The organism is Pseudonocardia benzenivorans CB1190, assembly GCF_000196675.2.
Classification (GTDB): Bacteria; Actinomycetota; Actinomycetes; order Mycobacteriales; family Pseudonocardiaceae; genus Pseudonocardia; species Pseudonocardia benzenivorans.
Genome location: NC_015312.1, coordinates 6,046,720 through 6,069,509 on the forward strand (window position 1 = coordinate 6,046,720; position 22,790 = coordinate 6,069,509).

The 22,790-nt window shown below is 74.9% G+C and carries 18 protein-coding genes and 1 pseudogene; 5 read left to right on the forward strand and 14 right to left on the reverse strand.

Features of this window, described 5'->3' with window-relative positions:
• Positions 1-93: 93 nt before the first annotated feature.
• Both PSED_RS28500 and PSED_RS35770 read left to right on the forward strand, forming a co-directional pair.
• Complete coding sequence (locus tag PSED_RS28500) at positions 94-471, forward strand: hypothetical protein (protein WP_013677698.1); 378 nt, start codon at positions 94-96, stop codon at positions 469-471.
• Between the two features lie 160 nt (positions 472-631).
• Positions 632-964 (forward strand): annotated as a pseudogene (locus tag PSED_RS35770) (hypothetical protein); the annotation flags it as partial.
• Between the two features lie 305 nt (positions 965-1,269).
• Here PSED_RS35770 and PSED_RS28510 read toward each other — a convergent pair.
• The 5 genes from PSED_RS28510 to mftF form a co-directional block, all read right to left on the reverse strand.
• A complete protein-coding gene (locus tag PSED_RS28510) occupies positions 1,270-2,016 on the reverse strand; it encodes an SRPBCC family protein (protein ID WP_013677699.1) in 747 nt (248 codons plus the stop codon).
• A 118-nt stretch (positions 2,017-2,134) separates the two neighbouring features.
• Entirely contained in the window at positions 2,135-2,986 is an 852-nt protein-coding gene (locus tag PSED_RS28515) for an FAD binding domain-containing protein (protein ID WP_013677700.1), read from the reverse strand.
• Positions 2,983-5,460, reverse strand: a complete 2,478-nt coding sequence (locus PSED_RS28520; RefSeq protein WP_013677701.1) for a xanthine dehydrogenase family protein molybdopterin-binding subunit — start codon at positions 5,458-5,460, stop codon at positions 2,983-2,985. The genes PSED_RS28515 and PSED_RS28520 overlap by 4 nt, the downstream gene beginning before the upstream one ends.
• 1 nt (position 5,461) lies before the next feature.
• The gene (locus tag PSED_RS28525) at positions 5,462-5,977 is read right to left on the reverse strand and encodes a (2Fe-2S)-binding protein (RefSeq protein WP_013677702.1); all 516 of its coding nucleotides are present in this window, start codon (positions 5,975-5,977) and stop codon (positions 5,462-5,464) included.
• 268 nt (positions 5,978-6,245) lie between these two features.
• Positions 6,246-7,760 (reverse strand): mycofactocin biosynthesis glycosyltransferase MftF, encoded by a 1,515-nt coding sequence (gene mftF / locus PSED_RS28530; RefSeq protein ID WP_013677703.1) that lies wholly within the window; start codon positions 7,758-7,760, stop codon positions 6,246-6,248.
• Between the two features lie 78 nt (positions 7,761-7,838).
• On the opposite strand from mftF, the gene PSED_RS28535 reads away from it, so the two are divergent.
• Complete coding sequence (locus tag PSED_RS28535; protein WP_013677704.1) at positions 7,839-8,984, forward strand: alkaline phosphatase family protein; 1,146 nt, start codon at positions 7,839-7,841, stop codon at positions 8,982-8,984.
• Positions 8,985-9,090: 106 nt separating this feature from the next.
• Here PSED_RS28535 and mftE read toward each other — a convergent pair whose 3' ends face one another.
• From mftE to mftA, 5 genes are read right to left on the reverse strand one after another with little or no spacing between them, the layout of a single operon-like run.
• Positions 9,091-9,816, reverse strand: a complete 726-nt coding sequence (gene mftE / locus PSED_RS28540) for a mycofactocin biosynthesis peptidyl-dipeptidase MftE (RefSeq protein ID WP_013677705.1) — start codon at positions 9,814-9,816, stop codon at positions 9,091-9,093.
• Positions 9,817-9,825: 9 nt separating this feature from the next.
• A complete protein-coding gene (locus PSED_RS28545) occupies positions 9,826-13,680 on the reverse strand; it encodes an oxidoreductase (protein ID WP_013677706.1) in 3,855 nt (1,284 codons plus the stop codon).
• A 55-nt stretch (positions 13,681-13,735) separates the two neighbouring features.
• Positions 13,736-14,968, reverse strand: a complete 1,233-nt coding sequence (gene mftC, locus PSED_RS28550; protein ID WP_013677707.1) for a mycofactocin radical SAM maturase — start codon at positions 14,966-14,968, stop codon at positions 13,736-13,738.
• A 12-nt stretch (positions 14,969-14,980) separates the two neighbouring features.
• Positions 14,981-15,289 carry a mycofactocin biosynthesis chaperone MftB gene (gene mftB / locus PSED_RS28555; protein WP_013677708.1) on the reverse strand — a complete coding sequence of 103 codons (309 nt, stop codon included), beginning with the start codon at positions 15,287-15,289 and terminating at the stop codon, positions 14,981-14,983.
• The gene (gene mftA / locus PSED_RS28560) at positions 15,279-15,386 is read right to left on the reverse strand and encodes a mycofactocin precursor MftA (protein ID WP_013677709.1); all 108 of its coding nucleotides are present in this window, start codon (positions 15,384-15,386) and stop codon (positions 15,279-15,281) included. Before mftA ends, mftB begins: the two co-directional genes overlap by 11 nt.
• Positions 15,387-15,543: 157 nt before the next feature.
• On the opposite strand from mftA, the gene PSED_RS28565 reads away from it, so the two are divergent.
• Both PSED_RS28565 and PSED_RS28570 read left to right on the forward strand, forming a co-directional pair.
• Positions 15,544-16,692 carry a GNAT family N-acetyltransferase gene (locus PSED_RS28565; RefSeq protein ID WP_013677710.1) on the forward strand — a complete coding sequence of 383 codons (1,149 nt, stop codon included), beginning with the start codon at positions 15,544-15,546 and terminating at the stop codon, positions 16,690-16,692.
• Between the two features lie 88 nt (positions 16,693-16,780).
• Positions 16,781-17,761, forward strand: a complete 981-nt coding sequence (locus tag PSED_RS28570; protein ID WP_013677711.1) for an SDR family NAD(P)-dependent oxidoreductase — start codon at positions 16,781-16,783, stop codon at positions 17,759-17,761.
• Positions 17,762-17,773: 12 nt separating this feature from the next.
• Here the strand turns inward: PSED_RS28570 and PSED_RS28575 are convergent, their stop codons facing one another.
• The 4 genes from PSED_RS28575 to PSED_RS28590 all read right to left on the reverse strand — a co-directional run bounded on the left by PSED_RS28575 (position 17,774) and on the right by PSED_RS28590 (position 22,781).
• Positions 17,774-18,532, reverse strand: coding sequence for an SDR family NAD(P)-dependent oxidoreductase (locus PSED_RS28575; protein WP_013677712.1), 759 nt, complete (start codon positions 18,530-18,532; stop codon positions 17,774-17,776).
• The gene (locus PSED_RS28580) at positions 18,529-20,481 is read right to left on the reverse strand and encodes an oxidoreductase (protein WP_013677713.1); all 1,953 of its coding nucleotides are present in this window, start codon (positions 20,479-20,481) and stop codon (positions 18,529-18,531) included. The genes PSED_RS28575 and PSED_RS28580 overlap by 4 nt, the downstream gene beginning before the upstream one ends.
• A gap of 173 nt (positions 20,482-20,654) precedes the next feature.
• Entirely contained in the window at positions 20,655-21,413 is a 759-nt protein-coding gene (locus PSED_RS28585) for a DUF6069 family protein (protein ID WP_013677714.1), read from the reverse strand.
• A gap of 144 nt (positions 21,414-21,557) precedes the next feature.
• On the reverse strand, positions 21,558-22,781 hold the full coding sequence (locus tag PSED_RS28590) for a sensor histidine kinase (RefSeq protein ID WP_013677715.1): 1,224 nt from the start codon (positions 22,779-22,781) through the stop codon (positions 21,558-21,560).
• Between the last annotated feature and the right edge of the window lie 9 nt (positions 22,782-22,790).

The following is a 22,790-nucleotide window of genomic DNA, read 5'->3' on the forward strand; positions in this document are numbered from 1 at the left end:
GTCGTCCACGTCAGAGACGACGAATCCGGCTCGGCGCGCGGGATGGTACGCATGTGCTCCGCAGCAGGAGTCGGACCGGAGACGTCGCACACCATGGTCGATCACTACGTCGGCGTCCTCGGCGTCGCCGAGGCGATGGGCGTGACCCGGCACGCCGTCCACAAGTGGCGGTCCCGCTACCCCGCGGGCTCGGAGCACCCGTTCCCCGAGCCGGACGTCGAGATCGACGGGACGCCCGGCTGGTCGCCGGGCCGGCTGGAGGACATGATGCGGTGGCGCGACGGGCTCCCGGGACGCGGTGCGGGCGGTGGGCGACCGACCGCGGCCCGTCAGGACTACTTCCGCGCCGCCGCGGCACGTGGCCTCGACCGTGAGGAGGCGACGCGCGCGCTCGCGAACTTCGCCACCGAGTTCCCGGAGATGAGCGAGCCGGAGCTGTACGCGTGGATCATCGAGCGGCTCGAGTACTGACCGTTCCGGGGAGCACCTGACCGGCCCGCGGCTGCACGGCATATCACTGCACGTCCCGTGCCGAGGTCTTAACCGCGCCTTGAACCCCGGACAGCGCGGCCCTAGCCCCGGCGACGGCACCGTCGTCCAGGTCGACCACAACGGACCTGGAGGACATCCGATGACGATCCGCCGCCCGCTCGCTCTCGCCGCCGCCACCGGCGTCGCCCTGCTCGCGCTGACAGGCACGGCCCTCGCGCTCAGCGCGGGGGACGACGACGGGGACCGGGGCCCGGCGGTCCCGACGGCCCGGACGTCCACCGCTTCGACGTCCACCGCCCCCACAGCCACCGCCCCGGACGTCACCGGCAGCGGAACCGCACTGCTGCCCGCCGGGGACGTCGACCGCGCCGCCGCCGAGCGGGCCGCACTCGCGCACGTCGGGAGCGGGGAGGTCGTGAAGGTCGAGCGCGAGGTCGAGCACGGCCGCACGGTCTGGGACGTCGACGTCCGCACGGAGGCCGGGGTGCGGGAGGTGCACGTCGACGCCGCGACGGGCGCGGTCACCCGCGACCGCGCGGAGTCCGCGGCGAGCGACGACGACCTCCCCGACCGGCGCGGCGACGACCGGCGCGGCGACGACCACCACGGGTCGGCCGACCACCACGGCAGGGGCGGCGACGACGGGCCGGGCGACGACCGGGGGGGGCGACGACTGATCGGCGCAGGACCGACCGGTGCAGGGACCGGTCCGGGCCGCCCGCACGACGACGGCGGGCCGGCTTCCCGCAGGGACGCCGGCCCGCCGTCAGGAGTGGATCACTTGGCGCGGAGCCGCCGGACGATCACGAAGATCGCGAGCAGCACGGCGAACGCCCCCGCGATCGGCGCCACCCGCTTGATCACGGGCGCACCGGCCGTGTCGAGCAGGTCGATCGCGTCGATCTCGCTGCGCATCGGACCGGACGACGCCTTCGGCGCCGACGGGGCGGCCGGGGCCGCGCTGCCCGCGGTGGCCGCGGTCGGAGCGCTCGTGGGAGCAGCCGCCGCGGGTGCGGTGTCCGACGGAGCCGCGTCCGCCTTCGCCGCCTCGCCGCCGGCCGCACCCTCGTCGGCCTTCGACCCGCCGAGCTTGTCGGTCAGGCACGACGCGAACTGCCCGATGATCTTCTCGCTGACGTCGGAGATGACGCCGCGGCCGAACTGGGCGGGCCGGCCCGTGATCGAGAGGTCGGTGACCATCGTGACCTCGGTCTTGTCCGGACCCTGGGCGACCATGGACCCCGTCACCTTGGCCGCGGCGGTGCCGTTGCCCCGCGAGTCGCGGCCGGTCGCGTCGATGACGACCTTGTGGGCCGCGTCGTCGCGTTCGATGTAGGTGCCCTTGCCCTTGTAGGTCAAGGAGATCGGGCCGAGCTTGACCTTGACGGTGCCGGTGAACGAGTCGTCCTCGTACTCGGTCAGGGTGGCGCCCGGGAAGCACGGCGCGACCGTCTCCGGGTTGTTCAGGGCCGCCCAGGCCTCCTCGATCGGCGCCGCGATCGTGAACTTGTTCTCCAGCTGCATCGGTACTGCCTCCTCTTCGGGGCCACCCTCCCGCCGGGGGGCGGAAGTGGCCGAAACCCCCGCACACACTGTGGACGCCCGCCCGGGCAGGGCGGGCGTCCACAGTGACGCTGTCTGCTCAGCCCGCTGCCGCGAGCACCGCCCGGCCCGTCAGCACCCTGGCCAGGTGCTCACGGTAGTCGGATGCGGCGTCGGCGTCACTCGGTGCGGCAGTGCCCTCGGTCGCGTGCTCCGCCGCGGCGCGTGCCGCGTCCTCGCTCGCCTGCTGACCGACGAGCGCCGCCTCGACCCCGCGTGCCCGGATCGGGGTGGTGCCCATGTTGGTCAGGCCGACGCGCGCCTCCGCGATGCTGCCGCCGTCGAGCCGCAGCGCGACCGCGACCGCGCACATCGACCACGCCTGCGCCGTGCGGTTGAACTTCTCGTAGTGCGTGCTCCAGCCGGTGTACTTCGGGAACCGGACCTGCGTGAGGATCTCGCCCTCGCCGATCGCGGTCGTGAAGTAGTCGACGAAGAACTCGCTCGCCGGCACCGTGCGGGTGCCCGACCCGCCGGCGATGACGAACTCGGCGTCGAGCGCCAGCGCGACGGCGCCGAGGTCGCCCGCCGGGTCGGCGTGGGCCAGCGCGCCGCCCAGCGTGCCGCGGTGGCGGACCTGCGGGTCGGCGACGGTCTCGGTGGCCTGTGAGAGCAGCGACACGTGCTGCTTCACGAGGTCGTCACGCATGACGTCGTGGTGGGCGGCCATCGCACCGATGGCGATGCGGTCGCCGTCCTCGGCGATGTGCCGCAGCTCGGCGATGCCGCCGAGGTCGACGATCGTCGAGGGCGCCGCGAGCCGCAGCCGCAGCACCGGCAGCAGGCTCTGCCCGCCGGCGAGGATCTTCGCGTCCTCACCCGCGTCGCGCAGCGCCGTCACGGCCTCCTCGACCGAGGAGGGCCGCACGTAGTCGAACTTGGCGGGGATCACTGGACCTCTCCCTGGGGGTTGTTCGGGTCGATCGAGCCGAGCCCGGCGCCCGGCGAGTGGGTGTCGACGGGGGTCTCCTGTGTCGAGCGGCCCTGCGCCTCCTGGATGGCACGCCAGACGCGCTGCGAGGTCGTCGGCATCTCGACGTCGGCCACACCGAGGTGGCGGATGGCGTCGAGGACGCCGTTGACGATCGCCGGCGTCGAGGCGATCGTGCCCGCCTCACCGACACCCTTGACGCCCAGCGGGTTCGACGTGGCCGGGGTGCTCACCACAGCGGTGTCGAAGCTGGGCAGGTCGGCCGCCGACGGCAGGGTGTAGTCGACGAAGGTGCCGTTGACCAGGGTGCCCTGGTCGTCGTAGTTGGCCTCCTCGTAGAGCGCCTGGGCGATGCCCTGGGCGAGGCCGCCGTGTACCTGACCCTCGACGATCAGCGGGTTGACGACGGTACCGATGTCGTCGACGCAGACGTAGTTGCGCAGGTTGACCTTGCCGGTCTCGGTGTCGACCTCGATCGCGGCGAGGTGGGTGCCGTGCGGGAACGAGAAGTTCTCCGGGTCGTACACGGCGTCCGCGTCGAGGCTCGGCTCCATGTCCTCCGGGTAGTCGTGCGCCATGAACGCGGCGAACGCCAGCTCCTGGATGGCCTTGCCCTTGTCGGTGCCCCGGACCGTGAACTGGCCGGCGTTGAACTCGATGTCGTCCTCGGACGCCTCGAGCAGGTGCGCGGCGAGCTTCTTCGCCTTCGCGACGACCTTCTCGGCCGCCTTGACGATGGCGATGCCGCCGACGGCGAGCGACCGCGAGCCGTAGGTGTCGAGGCCCTTCGGCGAGCTCTGCGTGTCACCGTGCAGGATCTCGACGTCCTCGAACGGGACGCCGAGCTGGTCGGCGACGATCTGGCTGAACGCCGTCTCGTGGCCCTGGCCGTGCGGGGATGCGCCCGTGATGACCTCGACCTTGCCGGTGGCGAGCATGCGGATGCTCGCGGCCTCCCAGCCGCCCGCGCCGTAGGCGAGCGAGCCGAGAACGCGCGACGGAGCCAGGCCGCACATCTCGGTGAACGTCGAGATGCCGATGCCGAGCTGGACCTTGTCGCCGCGCGCGCGCCGCTCCGCCTGCTCGCGACGCAGTGCGTCGTAGTCGAACTTCTGCTTGGCCTGCTGCGTGGCCTGCTCGTAGTTGCCCGAGTCGTAGGTGAGCCCCACCACCGTGGTGAACGGGAACTCCTCGTGCGTGATCCAGTTCTGCTCGCGCAGCTCCAGCGGGTCACGGCCGAGCTCGGCGGCGAGCTCGTCCATGATCCGCTCGATGGCGAACGTTGCTTCAGGACGCCCGGCGCCGCGGTAGGCGTCGGTGAGCGTCTTGGTCGTGAAGACGTTGGTGCAGGTGAACTTGAGCGCGGGGATCTTGTAGATCGCGTTGAACATGAACGCGCCCAGGATCGGCACGCCGGGACCGACCAGGCCCAGGTAGGCGCCCATGTCCGCGAGGAGGTGGACGTCGAGACCCGTGACGGTGCCGTCACGCTTCGCCGTGATCGTGATGTCCTGGATCTGGTCGCGCCCGTGGTGGGCCGCGAGCAGGGACTCCGAACGGGTCTCGGTCCACTTGACCGGCTTGTGGAGCCGCTGCGCCAGTGCGACGCAGAGCATCTCCTCGGGCAGCACGCCGATCTTGCCGCCGAAGCCGCCACCCACGTCGGGGGCGATGACGCGCAGCTTCGCCTCGGGAACCCCGAGGGTGACCGTGGTCATGGTGCGCAGGATGTGCGGGATCTGGGTCGCGGACCACACGGTGATCTGCTCACCCGTCGGGTCGACGACGCAGGAGCGCGGCTCCATGAACGCCGGGATGAGCCGCTGCTGCCGGAAGCGGCGACGCACGACCACCGAGTCGGGGTCGGCCTCGGCGGCGCTGATGGCCTCGTCGACGCTGCCGCCGGTGCCGGCCGCCCCCGAGTCGAAGACCCAGGTCGCGTTCTCGTTGGTGCCCAGGTCGGGGTGGACGAGGGTGGCGCCGTCGGCGAGGGCGGCCTCCATGTCGAGGACCGGCTCGAGCGGGTCGTAGTCGATCTCGACCAGGTCGCCGGCGTCGCGCGCCTCGGCGGCGGTGCGGGCGACGACGACGGCGACGCCCTCACCGGCGAAGTGCACGGTGGAGGTCGCGAGCAGCGGGCGCTGCGGCGACTTCATGTCGGGCGTGATCGGCCACGCGCAGGGCAGGCCGACCGCGTCGACGCCCAGGTCGGCGGCGGTGTAGACGCCGACGACGCCGGGGGCGGCCTCGGCGGCCGACTTGTCGACGCCGTTGATCCTCGCGTGGGCGAGCGGCGAGCGGACCACGTGCATGTGCAGCGTGCCGTGCGGCGTGATCGAGTCGGTGTAGCGGGTGCGCCCGGTGATGAGGCGCGCGTCCTCCTTGCGGGTGCGCGCCTTGCCGAGCTCGGTGGTGGGTTCGGCGGTCGTCGTCATGTCAGTTTCCTCCCGCGACGGGAGCGGCGGACTCGGCGGGGACGGCCGAGCCCGGCTTCATCATCTGGGCCGCGCGCTGCACGGAGCGGACGATGTTCTGGTAGCCCGTGCACCGGCAGAGGTTGCCCTCGATGCCCTCGCGGACCTCGTTCTCGTCGGGGTCGGGGTTGTCCCCGAGCAGGTCGACGGCGGCCATGATCATGCCCGGCGTGCAGTAGCCGCACTGCAGACCGTGACACTCGTTGAACGCCTTCTGGACGGGGTGCAGCTCACCGTCGCGGGCGAGGCCCTCGATCGTCAGCACCTCGCCGCCGTCGGCCTGGACCGCGAGCACCGAGCAGGACTTCACGCTGCGCCCGTTCAGGTGCACGGTGCAGGCACCGCAGTTGCTGGTGTCGCAGCCGATCAGGGTCCCGGTCTTGCCCAGCTTCTCCCTCAGGTACTGCACCAACAACATTCGGGGCTCGACGTCGTCGGCGTAGTTCACGCCGTCGACGGTGACCCGGACCTGTGCCATGAGTCTTCACTCCTCAACCGCGACGTCCGTGTCGTGTCGCGAGGACTACCGGGGATGTCGCGCCGCATGGCCGGAGCCACGCCTGCGCGCCGCGCACACGTGTGGCGGTCGACACATCATACTCCCGATGATCGACCGGTGCAAGATGGCCTCCGACCTGCGGTGGAGGTCCTCGCCCGTCCCTGCGCACCCAGGGGTGAACACTTCCGCAGTCGCGGCGTTCTGTAGCGCTTGAGGGCGCAGAAGCGGCGCCGTCCTGACGATCACTTCATCCGTTCGGACTAGCCCTGACGGAGTGGCCGGCCTGGTGGGCGGGTCCGGCGGGCCGCAGCGGCGCCGTCGTCCGGTGCCGCCACGCGCCCCACCACAGCCCCGCGCCGTAGCCGAGATCGTCGATCCGGTGGGCGAGGACGTGGCCGAGCGGGCCGGGACCGTGCGGGTCGTGGCCGCGGTGGGTCCACCAGTCGACGACGCCCTCGGCGACGGCGGCGAGCGCCACCGCGCGGCGGGCCCGCGCCGACACCAGACAGGCCGCCACCGCGAGGGGCCAGAAGTGCCGGGTGAGCGCCGCCGCCGTCTGGGCGAGCGCGCCGGCGAGACCCAGCCCGATGAGGCGCACCGCCGTGGCCCGGGGCCGGCGCACCCTGCCGAGCTTGCGGGACAGGCGTTCCGTGGCGACGGCGGTGATCCCCGCCGCGAGCACGACGGCCCCGCGCCGCTGCACGAGCAGCAGCGCGCACACCGCGGCCGACCACGGCGAGAGCACCATCGGCGGCACCGACCCCGGATGCCGCAGGGCGAGCGGCGCGGCACCCGTCCCGTAGAAGGCCTTGCGCGCCGCCCAGCGCCCGACGTCGACGCGGTGGTCGTGCGCGACGTGCGAGGCCGGCTCGTAGCGCAGCCGCCACCCCTCGGTGTACAGCCGCAGCACGAGGTCGACGTCCTCGGCGACCTGCAGCCGCTCGTCGAAGCCGGCACCGACGGCGTCGCGGCGCACCAGCAGCGCGGCGCTGGGCACGTAGGCCACCCGGGAGCGCGGGACCACGGGCGCCGGGTCGAGTCCCAGGTCCAGCGACGACCGCACCGCCTCGTACCTGCTCACCCACGATCCGCCCGCCGCGAGGGCGACGATCCGCGGCGCCGCCAGCCCGACGGCCGGGTCGGCGAACCGGTCGAGCAACGGGTCGAGCCAGCCCGCCCGCGGCACGACGTCGGAGTCCAGGAACGCGACCAGCCGGGTCGTCGCGACGGCGAGCCCGGCATTGCGCGCGGCCGCCGGACCGCGGGCGATGTCGTTGCGCAGCACCGTCACCGGCACGGGGTGGGCCGCCGCGGCCGTGGGCACCGCGGCCGGGTCGGCCGAGCCGTCGTCGACGACGACGATCCCGCCGAGGCCGGCGGGCAGCGCGGCGAGCAGCCGCACCAGGCCCGCGGTGCGGTCCTTCACCGGGACGACGACGGTGACGTCGGCGGGCACGGGTCGCTCCAGCGGCGCCGCGGGCGGGACGGGCTGGGCGAGCCCGGCGTCGAGCAGCCGCCGGGCCAGCGCCCGCGAGGCCGGGTCGGCGACGGTGATCGTGGCGCCGGTGCCGAGCAGCGCGCGGGCCTTCGCGGTGAGGTGCACCAGCCGCGGCGGCGCGCCGCCGAGCAGAGCGGCGCCGTCGTCGAGTACCCGCGTCCGGCGGTCGAGGACGACCCGGAACCCGTCGGGGAGCCGGGTGTCCGCGGGGCCGGTCGCCCCCGGTGGCCCGGCCGACCCGGGTCGTGCGGTCTGAGCGGTCATCCACCGTCCTGAGCGTCGCGGGGCCGGTCGTCATTCTGCCTCCCCCGCGCCGCCCCGCGGCCTGGCAGGCTGCACACCGTGACCACCCCGCTGCTGCCCCGCTACGGAACGGGCTCGCTGGCCGAGGTGCTCCCGTCGGTGCTGGCGGCGCTCGGCGAGCCCGGACCCGCTCCCATCGCGCTGCCGTCGGTCCGCGCGGCCTGCGTCCTGCTGGTCGACGGGTTGGGCGCCGAGCTGCTGCGCACCCACGCCGTCGACGCGCCGTTCCTCGCCGCGATGGCCGACGCCGGGCCCCTCACCGTCGGGTTCCCGTCGACGACCCCGATCAGTCTCGCGACCCTCGGCACCGGCCTGCCCCCGGGCGGGCACGGCATCGTCGGACTGTCGTTCGACCCCGGCGACCACGCGCTGCTCGACGCGCTGCGCTGGACCCGCGACCGCGACGGCCGCCACCACGACCAGCGCGAGACCCACGTCCCCGAGGTGGTCCAGCCGCACGACACCGCGCTGCAACGCGCCGCCGCCGCGGGGATCGTCGTGACGATGGTCGCGCCCCGCTTCCAGCGCGAATCCGGCCTCACCCGCGCCGCACTGCGCGGGGGCGACTTCCACGGCGTGTTCGCGCTCGGCGACCTCGCGGCCGAGACGGTCTCAGGACTCTCCGGTCCCGGGCGCCGGCTCTGCTACGCCTACCACTCCGACCTCGACACGCTCGGCCACGTGCACGGCCCCGGCACGCTCCCGTGGCGCCTGCAGCTGCGCCAGATCGACCTGCTCGTGTCGACGATCGCCGCGGCGCTCCCGCCCGACGCGCTGCTCGTCGTCACCGGGGACCACGGCATGGTCACCGTCGACCGGGCGCCCGACTTCGACGCCGACGAGCGGCTCCAGGCCGGCGTCGCGCTGCTCGGCGGCGACGCGCGGGCCAGGCACGTCTACACCGTCGACGGCGCCGCCGACGACGTGCTCGCCACCTGGCGGACCGTCCTCGGCGACGACGCCTGGGTCGTCCCCCGCGACGAGGCCGTCGCGGCGAACTGGTTCGGGCCGCTGGGGCCGCACGTCGCCGGGCGGATCGGGGACGTCGTCGCCGCGATGCGGGGTGGCACCGCCCTCGTCCGGACCCGGGCCGAGCCGAAGCTCGCGGCGCTGATCGGCCAGCACGGGTCCCTGACCAGCGCCGAGCAGCTCGTGCCGCTGCTGGTGGCGGGCCCGGCCGGCTGAGCCCGCACCCGCCGCCCCACAGCCACACCCTCCGCGGCCGCCGCACTCGACCGCGCGGCGGCGTGGCATCCACGGTCCGTCGTCCCCGAGCGCCCCGAGCGCGGCCTCAGGCCGTGGCGGCGCGGGACCCGCGGGGCGGCCGCAGCCGTCCGCCGGGGCCCGGGTCCCAGGCCCGCAGGGCCGCGAGCGCGGTGTCGACGACGGTCGCGAGCAGGGCCCGTCCCTCGTCGCCGGAGGCCCCGGTCGGATCGCCCAGCACGCCGTTCGCGCTGACCGCGGCGGTGCCGCCCGCGCGCAGGGCCGGCAGCAGCTCGGCCAGCGGCGCGGTCGCGCCGGGCGCGGCCCGGTCCCCGCGCACGGCGTCCGGGGCGAGCGCCGCGAGCAGCGAGGTCTCGGTGCGGCCCGCGTGCGCGTCGGCACCCGGTGCGGCACAAGGGATCCAGCCGACGTCGCGGCCCTCGTACCGGAGCAGGTCGACGGCCTCGACCAGCGTCGCGACGTTGCCGCCGTGCCCGTTCACGAACAACAGCCGGGCGGCCCACCGGCACGCCGACCGGCCGTACTCGACGAGCAGCGACCGCAGCGCCTCGTGCCCGATCGACACGGTGCCGGGGAAGCCCTCGTGCTCACCCGCGGCGCCGTAGGCGACGGCGGGGGCCACGACGAGCGCGGGCTCCGCGGCCAGCAGCCCCGCGGCGACGGCGTCGGCGATCCGCACGTCGGTGTCCAGCGGCAGGTGCGGCCCGTGCTGCTCCACCGACCCCACGGGCACGACGAGCGTCGGCCGGGCGTCGCGCAGGTCCGGCCAGGTCAGCTCGCGCAGCAGCGGCACGCGCGGACCCTAACCCCCGCCGAGGCCGGCATCGGTGCTGCGTCTGGGCGCAGGGGCGGCACTCCCGCCGGTCTCGGCGATCTCGGCGACGAGCCGCTCGGCGTCGGCGATCGCGGCGCCCACGCGGCGCGGGGCGAGGGCGTCGCCGATACGGTTGGGCCCTTCGCCTGGACGTGGCGGGGTGGCGACGACGACCGCGTCGACGTCCCGCACCGACTCGCGGCCCGTGGGGTGGTGCAGCAGGGTCACGGTGATCCGGCCGGCCCCGGTGCGCGTCGCGGTGAGGAGCACCGTGTCCGGGGTGCACCTGATCCCGAGTGCGGCCGCGCGCCGTCGGAACATGGGGCGGTGCAGTGTGAGGCCCAGGTCCTGACCGACGACCATCGCCGCCGCCACCACCTCCACCCCGCAACCGCGCTCGGCCAGCAGCTCGGCGACCGACGTGGCCTCGTGGAAGCCCGTCGCGTCCACGACGAGCACGTCGCCGCGAGGGTCGGCGCTCCCGTCGAGCACGTCGACGACGTCGTACACGCCGTCGACGGCCCAGGCCGGCCGGTCCGGGATGCCACCCGTCGCGCGAACGACGGTCCCGCCGTGCGCCGCGGGGTCGGCGTCGACGCCGGTGCACAGGTCCACCCCGGCGGCACGGCACTCGGCGACGAGGTCGTCGACCAGGGTGGCGAGCTCGCCCCGGCCGGGGGCACGGGCGGCGAGCGCGAGCGTCCCGCCGAGGTGGTCCGAACGTTCGACGAGCCGCACCCGCATCCCGCGCTCCGCCGCCGACGCCGCCGCGCGCAGCCCCGCAGGCCCACCCCCGACGACGAGCAGGTCCATCCGCACCCTCGGGCCTGCGAGCAGCAGCCGCTCCGGGCGGACCGTGCACGACAGCGCCCGGTTCATCCCGACGTTCGCCGTGCAGTCCTGGTTGCACCCGATGCAGGTGCGGGTCGGCCCCCCGGTTCGCGCCGCCGCCCACGCCGGATCGGCGATCTGGCCGCGGACGACCCCGACGAGGTCGCAGTGCCCGGCCGCCAGGGCGGCGCGCGCGTCGTCGGGACGGGTGTAGCGACCGGCGCCGAGGACCGGCACCGACACCGCCGCCCGGACGGCCGCCGGCAGTGCCGCCGCGTATCCCGCCGGGACCGGTGAGGGCGCCTCGACCAGCTCCAGGGTCCGGGTCGCCAGCCCGACGGAGGTGCTCAGGTAGTCGACGCCGGGCTCCACGAGACGGGCGACGGCCACCGCGTCGTCGATCGTCAGCCCGCCCGGGACGTCCTCACCGCCGCCGAGCCGCACGCCGAGTGCGCGGTCGGGCCCAATCGCGGCCCGCACCGCCGCGACGACCTCGACGAGCAGCCGTGCCCGCGACGTCAGGTCGCCGCCGTAGCCGTCCGTCCGCAGGTTCGTGCCGGGCGCGAGGAACGCCCGCAGGATCGACGCCTGCGAGCACTGGAGCTCGACGCCGTCGAACCCGCCCTCGACGCACCGCGCGGCGACGTCGGCGTAGGCGTCGACGAGCTCGTCGATCTGTGCGGCCGTCATGGCGACGGGGACCTCGCGGAACATCGGGTCCGGCACCGCGGAGGGCGCCCACACCGGCGCACCCGAGTACAGGCCCGACGACTGCGGCCCGTTGTGGTTGAGCTGGGCGAGCACCGGGACGCCGTGCGCGTGGACGGCCCCGGTGAGCCGGTGGTACGCGTCGACCACCCGTGGGTCGTGGCCGCGGATCATCCGCTCGTAGGGCCGGTCGCCGGGGTGGACCGTGTGCTCCTCGGTGATCACCAGCCCGGCCCCGCCGGCGGCCCGGGCCGCGTAGTGGTCGACGTGGCGCATGCTCGGCAGCCCGTCCTCGGCGAAGCCGGTGAGGTGCGCGGCGAACACGACCCGGTTGCGCAGCCGCAGCGGCCCCACCTGCAGCGGCGAGAAGAGCGGGTCCGGCCCCAGCGCGGTCCGCACCACCGGGCGCGCGGCAGGAACCCCCCGTGAGCGGCAATGGTCGCTGTCGCGACTGTTGCCGCGCACGGGGGTGCGGGCTTCGCGGACCGCCTCCTGGATTCCCCGGGGCGCGACGCAGTCGCCGGCCCGGGGCAGGTCCGGCCGGGCGCGCCAGAGTGCATCGTCGGGGAGGCGTCGGACGCAGTCGACGACGACCGTGCACGGGACGCGCCGGACCTCGGCGGTGTGGACGTCGACCAGCTCGGCGACCCCGTCGGCAGCGGACCGGACCTCGGAGAACGCCGCGATCGTGACGCCCGCGCGCAGGAGCCGGGCGTGGGCGCCGGAGACGTCGGCGCCGGGCCCGAGCCGCATCCCCGCGGCGGGGTCGGGGGTGACGAGCGTGCAGCGGTGCCCGGCCGCGGCGAGCAGCTCGGCCACGCCGATCGCGACGGCGTCCCCCACGGGGTCGGACACGACGACATCCCGTTGCTCCTGTTGCACGAACGGCCCTTTCGCGCAACTGAGCTGCGGAAAAGGGCCGTTCGTGCCGTTGAGGAGCTCGGCCGCCGGGATGCATTCCACGTCGGAGCCCACGGGGAACGCCGGGGGCCGGGGGCGCGAGCCCGTCGCCAGCAGGACGTCGGCGCCGCGGGCCCGGGCGTCGTCGAGATCGGCGGGCGTCGCGGAACGGCCCGTCGAGACCGTGACGCCGAGCAACGCGAGCTCCCGCTCCCACCAGTCGACGAGCAACCCGAAACGCTCGCGGCCCGGCAGCGCGGCGGCGAGGCGCAGCGCACCGCCGAGCCGGTCGTCGCGCTCCAGCAGGTGGACGACCCGCCCCTGCAGCGCGAAGGCCCGCGCCGCTTCGAGCCCGGCCGGCCCGCCCCCGACGACCAGGACGTCCCCGGTCCCCGGCGCAGCGGGTGTCGCGAAGGGCGGCGCGGCGTCGTCGGAGACCACGACGTTGCGCGGGTCCCGGCCCGCCCACCAGCGCCCGGACAGCGTGGCCGGCCGGACCCGCTCCGGCGTCCCGGCGCGGACGAGCGCGACCAGGTCGGGATCGGCGATCTGCGCGCGGGTCATCTCGACCGCGTCGGCGACACCGGCGTCGAGCCCCTCCTGCGCGAGGGACGGCGACGCGACCGAGCCCTGCCACACCACGTCGCACCGACCATCCACAATGGACTTCACAGCTGTGGACAGCGAGCGGTTGTACCCGGGTGGGGTGTGCATGTCGGCCCGGGTGGCGGCGACGGTGAGCGTCCCGCCGCGCACCGGAACGACGTAGTCGACGAGACCGGCGACGGCGTCGACCACCGGCGCGACCGAGGCGGGGGTGATCCCGGTCCAGGGGGTGAGCTCGTCGCAGCACAGCCGCAGGCCCAGGACGGCGTCGCCGATCGCGTCCCGCACGACGTCGAGCACCTCGGACAGGACGACGGCGTCCCCCGAGGAGAGGCACTGCCGCAGCAGCGCGTACTGCCCGGCGTCGATCTCCACCCCGTCGAGACCGGAGGCGACGGCGAGCAGCGCGGCAGCCCGGAACCCGTCGACGAGGGCGGCCCGGTCGAACGAGGCAGGGGTCCACAGGACCGGCGCACCGTAGGAGACGGACCCCTGCGAACCCGCATGCCCGAGCGAGGCCAGCACCAGGGCCGGGCGGCAGGCGGCGGACACCGCAGCCCACCCCGGTCCACACGCGGAGGAGAGCGGCGCCCGCGCATACGGATGGTCCGACGCGTGCACCGACGCCGTCTCCGTGACGACGACGCCGCACCCACCCGCGGCCCGCGCGGCGTAGTAGGAGACGTGCCGCTCGGAGAACGCGCGCTCGTCGCCGAGGTTGGTCTCGTGCGGACCGAACAGCACCCGCGAGGGCGCGACGCGGCCCCGCAGCGGCCACGGGGACGTCAGCGCAGGCACGGGAGGAAGTGCACGGCACCGGACCCGTTCGGGCGGGTCCGGTGCCGGCGGTCTCTCAGCCGCCCGCGACCGGCAGGCGCAGCCCGGAGTCGGTCTCCGAGGCACCGAGGCCGGCGAGCGGGCTGGTCTCGCAGGCGCGATCCGGGCGGGTGGTCAGCGTCAGCGGGACGGGGCCCTTCGGCGTGCGCGAGTTGCGCGGGGCCGAGCGGCTGTGGTCGACGTCGGACTTCGGGATGAGGGTCGCGCCGTCGCGCGCGGCGAGGGCCTGCTCGCCGAAACCGCGGACGCACTCGGGGTCGGGACCGTCCAGCGGCAGACCCGTGAAGAACTTGGCCGCCATGCAGCCGCCCTGGCACGAGTCGTAGTGCATGCAGGAGGCGCAGGCACCGCCGGTCTGCGGCCGGCGCAGCTCGGTGAACAGCTCGGAGTCCTGCCACACCTTCTGGAACCCGCCCTCGGAGCGGACGTTGCCCGCGAGGAAGTTCTCGTGGATCGCGAAGGGGCAGGCGTAGACGTCGCCGACCGGGTCGATCAGGCAGACGACGCGGCCCGCGCCGCACAGGTTCAGCCCCGGCAGGGCCTCGCCGTAGGCGGAGAGGTGGAAGAAGGAGTCGCCGGTGAGGACCTGGTCGCCGCGCTCGACGAGCCAGTCGTACATCTGGCGCTGCTGCGACGGCAGCGGGTGCAGCTCGTCCCAGACGTCGGCGCCGCGGCCCGACGGCCGCAGCCGGGTGATGCGCAGCTGCGCGCCGAACTTGTCGGCGATCGCCTTGAACTCGTCGAGCTGGTCGACGTTCTGCCGCGTCATGACGACGCTGATCTTCGGCTGGGCGAACCCGGCCTCGGCGAGGTTCTCCAGCGCCCGCATCGCGGTGGCGTAGGAGCCCGGGCCGCGGACGTGGTCGTTGACGTCGGCGGTGGCGCCGTCGAGGGAGATCTGGATGTCGACGTAGTCGGTCGCGGCGAGCTGGGCGGCCCGCTTCCGGTCGAGCTTGATGCCGTTGGTGGAGAACTTGACGCCGACGTCGTGGGAGATCGAGTAGTCGAGCAGCTCCCAGAAGTCGGGGCGCACGGTGGGCTCGCCGCCACCGATGTTGATGTAGAAGACCTGCATCCGCTGCAGCTCGTCGATGACGGCCTTGGCCTCGTCGGTGGACAGCTCACGCGGGTCGCGACGCCCCGACGACGACAGGCAGTGCACGCACGCGAGGTTGCACGCGTAGGTCAGCTCCCAGGTCAGGCAGATCGGTGAGCTGAGCCCGTACTGGAAGTGGTCGACGAGCTTCACGTCGTTCCCCTGTCAGGTGGTGGGACGGGCCTCGATGGTCCCGGAGGCGGCGAGGCCGGCCAGGGCCTTGAGGTACGCGGGACGTTCGGTCTCGGCGACGCCGGCCGCCTCGATGGCGGCGTGCACGTCCGGGTGCTTCTCGAGCCCGGTGACGACGTCGACGAGCTGCGGCGTCTTCAGGAACGAGAGCTTGCGCGTCCCGAAGTGGTAGACGAGGGCGCCGAACGACTCGGGCCGCAGCGAGACCTGCGGGCTGCAGCGGTACGCGGCCCCCGGGTCGAACCCGGGGTCCGCGCGCCCGGCGGTGGGATCAGTAGACACCGCACATGCCGTCGATCGAGACCTCCTCGACGAGGGTCTCCTCGACGAGCGGCTCCTCCTGCGAGGCGGTGGACTGGGTGTTCTCGACCGGCGCCATCGGCTGTCTCCCGTCGTTCGGGGCGTGCTCGGACGTGATGGACGCTAAATGGCACCCGGTGCCAATGCAAGGGTGACGTCGATCCGCGACCTGTCCGGCCCCACCCGTTCGGAGGGGGCGGTCCGTCCCGGTCGTCCCTGCCGTTCACACTGATCGCGTGAGTGCTCCGACGTTGTTGCACCTCTGTACCCCGGCCGAGTGGCGGGCCGCGCTGGCCGACGGGGCGCTCGGCATCTCGGGGGCCGCGGGCCGCTCGCTCACCGCGTCCGGCTTCGTCCATCTGTCCACATCGGAGCAGGTGTCGCTGCCGGCGAACAGACTGTTCGCCGGTCGCCACGACCTCGTCCTGCTGGCGGTGGACGCGGGCCGGATCGCCGATCTGCGCTGGGAGCCGGGGCTTCCCGACGACCCCGCGGACATGGTCTTCCCCCACGCGTACGGGCCGGTGCCGACGGGCGCGGTCCTCGCCGCGCTCCCCTACCGGCCGGGCCCCGACGGCACGTTCGTCGCCCCGTCGCCGCCGCCCCCGCGGGTCGACGCCCGGACCCGCCGCGACGCGATGGCCTACTCGGTGCTGCGCAGGCTCGCGACGGCCGAGCACACCGTCACCGGCGGCACCGCCGTCCTGACCGGTCCCGTCCCCGCGTCCCACCAGCACAACCAGCTGCTCCTCGACGGCCCGGTCGGCGCCCCGCAGGTGATCGCCGAGGCCGACCGGGTCCTCGGCGGCGCCGGCCTCGCGCACCGGGCCGCCACCGTGCGCGGTGCCGATGCCGCCGCGACCGCGGCCGAGCTCGCCCGGCACGGCTGGGAGGTCGACCATGTGGTGTCGATGGTGACGACCCCGTCCGGCGAGGTCCCGCGCCACCGCGTGCAGGCCGAGCGGGCCCTCCCGTCGGAGCTGCGGGCGTTCTGGGAGGCGTCGTGGCTGCGCGCCGCGCCGGGACTGACCGAGGCGCAGCGCGCCCAGCTGTGCGACCGCCACGAGCTCGAGGACGACGTCGTCGACGTGCACGCCATGGTCGTCCGCGAGCACGGGCTCGTCGTGGCGTGCTGCCTGCTGAAGGTCGACGGCGCCACCGCGGAGCTCGACGCGGTCGAGACCGCGCCGAGCCACCGTGGCCGGGGACTCGGCGACGCCCTGCTCGCCGGGGCGCTGCGCGAGGCCCACCGGGCCGGCTGCGACCTCGTCTGGCTCGACGCCGACGCCCGCGACTGGCCGCGCGAGTGGTACCGCCGCCGCGGGTTCGGCGAGGTGGGCGAGTCCTGGTTCTGCCGGCTGCCCGCGGCCGCGCCGGCGTCGTGACGCGGACCGCCGGCACCCGTGCGGCGATCGGGTGATCGTGTCCGGCCGCGGTGTTGACGACGTCGCGTCGCGCGGCGAACCTGCCGGGATGAGCGCGCCGTCATCGGAGGAACAGCTGCGGTTCGACGGCCGGGTCGCCGTGGTGACCGGCGGAGGACGCGGTCTCGGGCGCGCCTACGCACTCGCCCTCGCCGCCCGCGGGGCCCGGGTCGTGGTCAACGACCTGGGCGGCAGCCTGTTCGGCGAGGGCACCGACGCGGGCCCGGCCGCCGCGGTCGCCGCAGAGATCCGGGCGGCGGGTGGCGAGGCACTGGCGAACGACGCCGACGTGGTGTCCGAGGACGGCGCGGCGTCGATCGTCGCCGCCGCAGTCGACGCCTGGGGCCGCGTCGACGTCGTCGTCAACAACGCCGGCATCCTCGTCCCGGGCGCGCTGCCCGGGCTCGGCGCGGCCGACCTGCGGCGCCATCTCGACGTCCACGTCGTCGGCGCCTTCAACGTCACCCGCGCCGCCTGGCCGCACCTCGTCGAGCAGGGCTACGGCCGGGTCGTGCTCACGACGTCGGTCGGCATGTTCGGCGGCGAGCACCTCGTCTCCTACGCCACCGCGAAGGGGGCGTGCGTGTCGCTCGGCCGTTCGCTGGCCGACGCCGGCCGGGCCCACGGGATCCGGGTCAACATGATCGCGCCGGCCGCCGACACCCGGATGGTGACCGACCCGGCGTTCCGCGAGCGGTCGGGCCTCCCGCCGCTGGCGCCGGAGCACGCGCCCGACCCGGCGCGCGGGCCCGACCGTGCGGCGCCGATGCTGCTCGTACTGGCCCACGAGTCGTGCCCGGCCACCGGCGAGGTGCTCAGCGCCGGCCTCGGGCGCTTCGCGCGCGTCTTCTGGGCGGAGACGGCCGGTGTGGTCGCCGATCTCCAGCCGGAGGACGTGCGCGCCCGCTGGGCGGAGATCGTCGACCCGTCCTCGCCGGTCGTCCCGACGTCGACGAGCGACGCGGTCCGGGCGCGCGAGGCCCGCATCGCCGCCGCGCGGGCCGAGGCCGCGGGCCCCGGCGGGCACTGACCGCGGGTCCCGCTATGCGGTGTCCCCCGGCTGCGGGAAATGTCGCATCAGGGTCTGGGTCAGCGCGCCGTCGACGAGGATGTGCTGGCCGCTGACGTAGCCGGCATCGTCGGAGAGCAGGAACGCGACGACACGCCCGATGTCCTCCGGGGCCCCGATCCGCCCGACCGGGACCAGGGCCCGGCGACGTTCGTACAGGACGGGATCGGCGTAGACGGCCTCCGCCATCTCGGTGCGGATCATGCCCGGGCCGATGGCGTTGACCCGCACGCCGTGGGCCCCCCACTCGACGGCCGCCTGCCGGGTGTAGGCGACCACCCCGGCCTTCGACGCCGCGTAGAGACCCCCGTTGAGCTGCGGCACCTCCGCCGCCATCGACGCGATGTTCACGACGGCCCCGCCTGCCGACGACAGGTGCGGCAGCGCGGCGGCCGACAGGGCGACGACCGCGCGGAGGTTGACCGCGAGGGTCGCGTCGACGTCGGCGGGGTCGAGGTCCGACAGCGGGCCGCGCCGGATGATCCCGGCGTTGTTGACCAGGCCGTCGAGGCGTCCGGAGATCGCGAGCACCGCCTCGACCAGCCCGGCCGGGTCCGCGGTGACGTCGCCGGGGACGGCCGTGCCCCCGACCTCGGCCGCGACCTTCTCCGCGTTCTCGGCGGAGACGTCGTTGACCGCGACGTGCCAGCCCCGCTCGGCGAGCACCCGCGCGATGCCGGCACCGATCCCGCCACCGGCACCCGTCACCAGAACGACCTTGCCGCTGCTCATGCCTCGACCCCCACTCGGAACCCGTCCCAGATCGCATCGATCGCCCGTCGCGGGGCGAGCGCGTCGCCCACCGCCCGGACCTGAATCCCTTGCGCCGCAAGTTGCCCGACCAGTTCGTCGCACGCCACGCCGTACCAGGCGGCGACGACCGCGTCGGCCTCGTCGACGACCTGGTCGCCGGTCCAGTTGTCGCGCGAGCGCACCTGTCCGTCCTCGATCGCGAGCACGCTGTGGTTCTCCCGGATCCGGACCTTCGCCGCGCCCAGGCGACGCAGCATCGGCGGCCGGGAGAACGCGTCGAGCTCGGCACCCGCGGCGACCGGCGTGACGAGGGTGACGACGTGTCCGTCGGCGGCCAGGCGCTCGGCGGTCGTGAGCACCTTCCAGTCGGCCTCGCCGGAGTCGAGGACGACGACGCGTTCCCCGCGCACCCCGTTCGTGATCGCGTCGTGCGCGGTGCTCACCAGCTCGCCGCCCGGGACCGGGGGCCTGCCCGGCAGGGAGCCCGTCGCGACCACCACGAGGTCGGGGTCGAGGGCCGCGATCTCCGCGACGCCCGCCCGCACTCCCAGCCGCACGTCGACGCCGAGCCGGGCGACCTGGCGTTCGAGGAACCGGGTGGCGCCGGCGAACTCGTCGCGGTAGGGCATGGCCGCGGCGGCGACGAGCACCTGGCCGCCGAGCCGGTCCGACGCCTCCAGCAGCGTGACGCGGTGCCCGCGCAGGGCGGCGGTCTCGGCCGTCTTCAGCCCACCCGGCCCGCCGCCGACGACGACCACGTGGCGCGGCTCGTCGACCCGCGCGAGCGTGCCGCCCCACTGCTTCTCGAACCCGACGACCGGGTTGACCAGGCACGCGACCGGCACACCCCGGTGGGGCCCACCCCGGCAGCCGACGTTGCACGAGATGCACGGCCGGATCTCGTCGAGCCGGCCCTCGCGCGCCTTGTTCGGCAGCTCCGGGTCGGCGATCAGCGGCCGGACCAGGCAGACGAGGTCGGCCGTGCCGTCGACGATCAGCTCCTCGGCCTTCTCCGCGCTGACGACGCGCGCGACCGCGAACACCGGCACCCCGCCGGTGACCTCCCGGATCGAGCCCGCGAGGTGCACGAACGGCGCGCGCGGAAAGCTCATGTCGGGGATCTGGCGGTCGATCGAGGCGTAGTTGGACTGGCTGACGCTCACGTAGTGGGTGGGCACCGCGTCGAGCAGCCGGGCGACGATCTCGCGGCTCTCGTCGATCTCCAGGCCGCCGGGGACGAACTCGTCGCCCGACACCCGGATGCCGACGGGCACGTCCGGCCCGGCGACGTCGCGGACCTCGGCGAGCACCCGCAGCGGCAGCCGCATCCGGTTCTCCAGCGAGCCGCCGTACTCGTCGGTGCGGGTGTTGCTGAACCGGGACAGGAACGAGCACAGCAGGTAGCCGTGGGCCATGTAGACCTCGAGGCCGTCGAAGCCGGCGGCGAGGAAGCGCCGCGCGGCCGAGCGGTACGACTCGACCAGCTCCTCGATGTCCGCGTGCGTCATGGCGTGCGGAACGACCCGGCTCGACGGGTCCGGCACGGCCGAGGGTGCCCACAGCTCGCGGTGGCTGGGGAAGCCGCTGCCCTGACGCCCGAGGTGCGAGAGCTGGGCGAAGATCGCGGCGCCGTGCTCGTGGACGGCGTCGACGACCCGCGCGTACGGCGCGATGCCCGCGTCGTCCCAGACCTGGTTGATCCCGCCGAACGTCAGGCCGGTCGGGTGCACGATGCCCGACCCCTGGATGATCAGTCCGACGCCGCCGCGGGCGCGTTCGGCCAGGTAGTGGGCCTGGCGCTCGGTGAGCGCGTGGTCGTGGGGATCGACGAACCGGCTGCCGTGACCGGCGAGGACGATGCGGTTGCGGACCCGCACGTTCCCCATGTCGATCGGCTCGAACAGCCGGGTGAGTGGTGGTGGAGCCAACGCCGCCTCCGTCGCTCGGGACGGGTCGACACTGCCTCGTCGACAGAGCGTCGTCAAGGTCCTAACGACGCATGTGCTGCGCGCACGGAGAGGCCCCCCGCCCGGGCTGGTGGGCCGGGCGGGGGGCGCGGGTTCGTGGTGCGGGTCGGGACGCGCGGGTCGGCGATCCCGGGTCAGCGCAGCCGGCCGCTGCGGGTGGCGGCGGCGGCCGAGCCGGCGACGAGGGTCCCGATGGCCAGCCCGATCACCAGGTGGATCACCGCGGCGGCCCCGGTCACCGCGAGCGACGTCGAGCCGAGGAACGGGATCACCACGGCGACCGCGGTCGTGAGGCCGACGATCCAGCCGAGGTAGGCCAGCGGGCGCGGCGTCGACAGCAGGAGCAGGTGGGCCAGGCCGGTCGCGGCGAGCGCGGCCCCGGCGGCGACCAGGCAGAGCATCGTCACCGAGGCCGACGACCCCAGCGCCGCCGCCCCGGTGGGCGCGTAGAGCGCGACGTGGAACGCCACCCGCACGACCAGCACCCCGACCAGTCCGATCAGCGCTGCGACGACCGCGGTCGCCAGGCCGCCCGACCAGAGCCGCGTCGCGTCGACGACCGGCCGGTGCTCGACCGGCTCCGCCTGCGCGGCGGGCGACACCACAGCCGAGGCGCCGTCGTGGCCGTAGCGGCCGTCGGGCCGGACGACGTCGTAGCCCGGACCGTGGCCCGCGTCGAAGCCGGTGCCGTAGCCCGAGCCGACGCCCGTGCCGTAGCCGACGCCGTGGCCCTGGCCCGGCTCGCCGTGGGTCCGGTCGCCGAGCCCGGTGGCGGGCACCCGGGGCTCCGGCGTCACGGGACGCGGCGGGACGGTGCCGCGGACCTGGTACCCGACCGGCGCCATCCGCTCGGTGTCGCCGTCCCAGTAGCGGTTGCTCATCGTCGTGGTCATCGCACTCGCCTCATTCAGTCTGCGGGGCTTCCTCCCCGATGCCTCAAGGCTCTCGCGCGCAACGGGTTCCCACCGTCGACCGACCGCCCGATCCGCGGGACGACGCCGCTGTCCCCCGATCGACGGACACGCCCTGTGAACGGCTCACAAGGGCAGCTCGACCGTCACCACGGTGCCGCTCGGGGACGCCGGGGCGGCGGTGAACGTCCCGCCGGCGGCCTCGATGCGGACCCGGTGGGAGGCCAGCCCGATGTGGCCGCGGCGCAGGCTGCGGGCCATGGCGTCGGCGGGGAGGCCGACCCCGTCGTCGGCGACGACGAGACGGGCCCGGCCGTCGACCCGGCCGAGCGTCAGCCGCAGCGACGACGCCTTCGCGTGCGCGGCCACGTTGCCGACGAGCTCGCGCGCCGTCCGGTAGAGCAGCCCGTCGAGCGGGGTGCGCTCGGCCGGCCAGCCGTCGGTCGACACCTCACCCGCGAACCCCGCGCGCGCCGCCGCGGTCTCGACGAGCTGGCCGAGCGCGGCGGTGAGGCCGGCCCGGTCGAGCACGGCCGGGTGCAGCTCGGAGACGGTGCTGCGCAGCAGGCGCGACGACTCCAGCAGCGCCTCCTCGATCCGGTCGAACGCGCCCGCGTCCCCGGTGTCGCGGGCGTCCTCCAGGTCCTGGCGGGCGGCGAGGACGTACTGCAGGGCACCGTCGTGCAGGTGCTCCGACAGCACCCGCCGCTCGCGCTCCTCGATGCCGGTGAGCTGGCCGAGCAGGTCGGTGCGGTCGGTGACGAGCGAGCCGATCGTCTCCACGCGCGAGCGCTGGATGCGCGAGAGCCCGATGCAGCCCAGGCCCACGCCCGCCACGATCGCCGTCCGCAGCAGCAGCGACGCCCACGGCTCGGCGTTGGCCTGCTGGGTCGCCACCCCGGCGACCAGGTAGACGACCACGGTCGCCCCCGCGACCGCCGCGCACACGTGGGCGCGCAGCTGCGTGGCGGCGAGCACGGGGACGAGCAGGAAACCCGCGGTGAAGACGTCCGCCGTCCAGCTCTCGGGGGTGGCGACGCCGGTGAGCAGGGTCAGCGTCCCCAGCACGAAGAGGTCGACGAGCAGCGCGATCCACGCGAACCGGACGGGGGTGTCGCTGCCGCCGCGCGTCCAGAGGAACACGGCGAGCGCCCACAGCGCGTACCCGCCCGCGATGAGCGCGCACGAGAGGACCTGCTGGGCCGGCGCCACGAACACGACGGTCAGCGCCACGAAGACGACCAGCACCCACCGCAGCGCGACCTGCAGGTTCACCCCACGACGGGCGTGGTCCATGGCCACGCGCAGGACGTCCGGGCCGACGGGCTCCGGTTCGGTCGGGACGGACATGGGACCTCC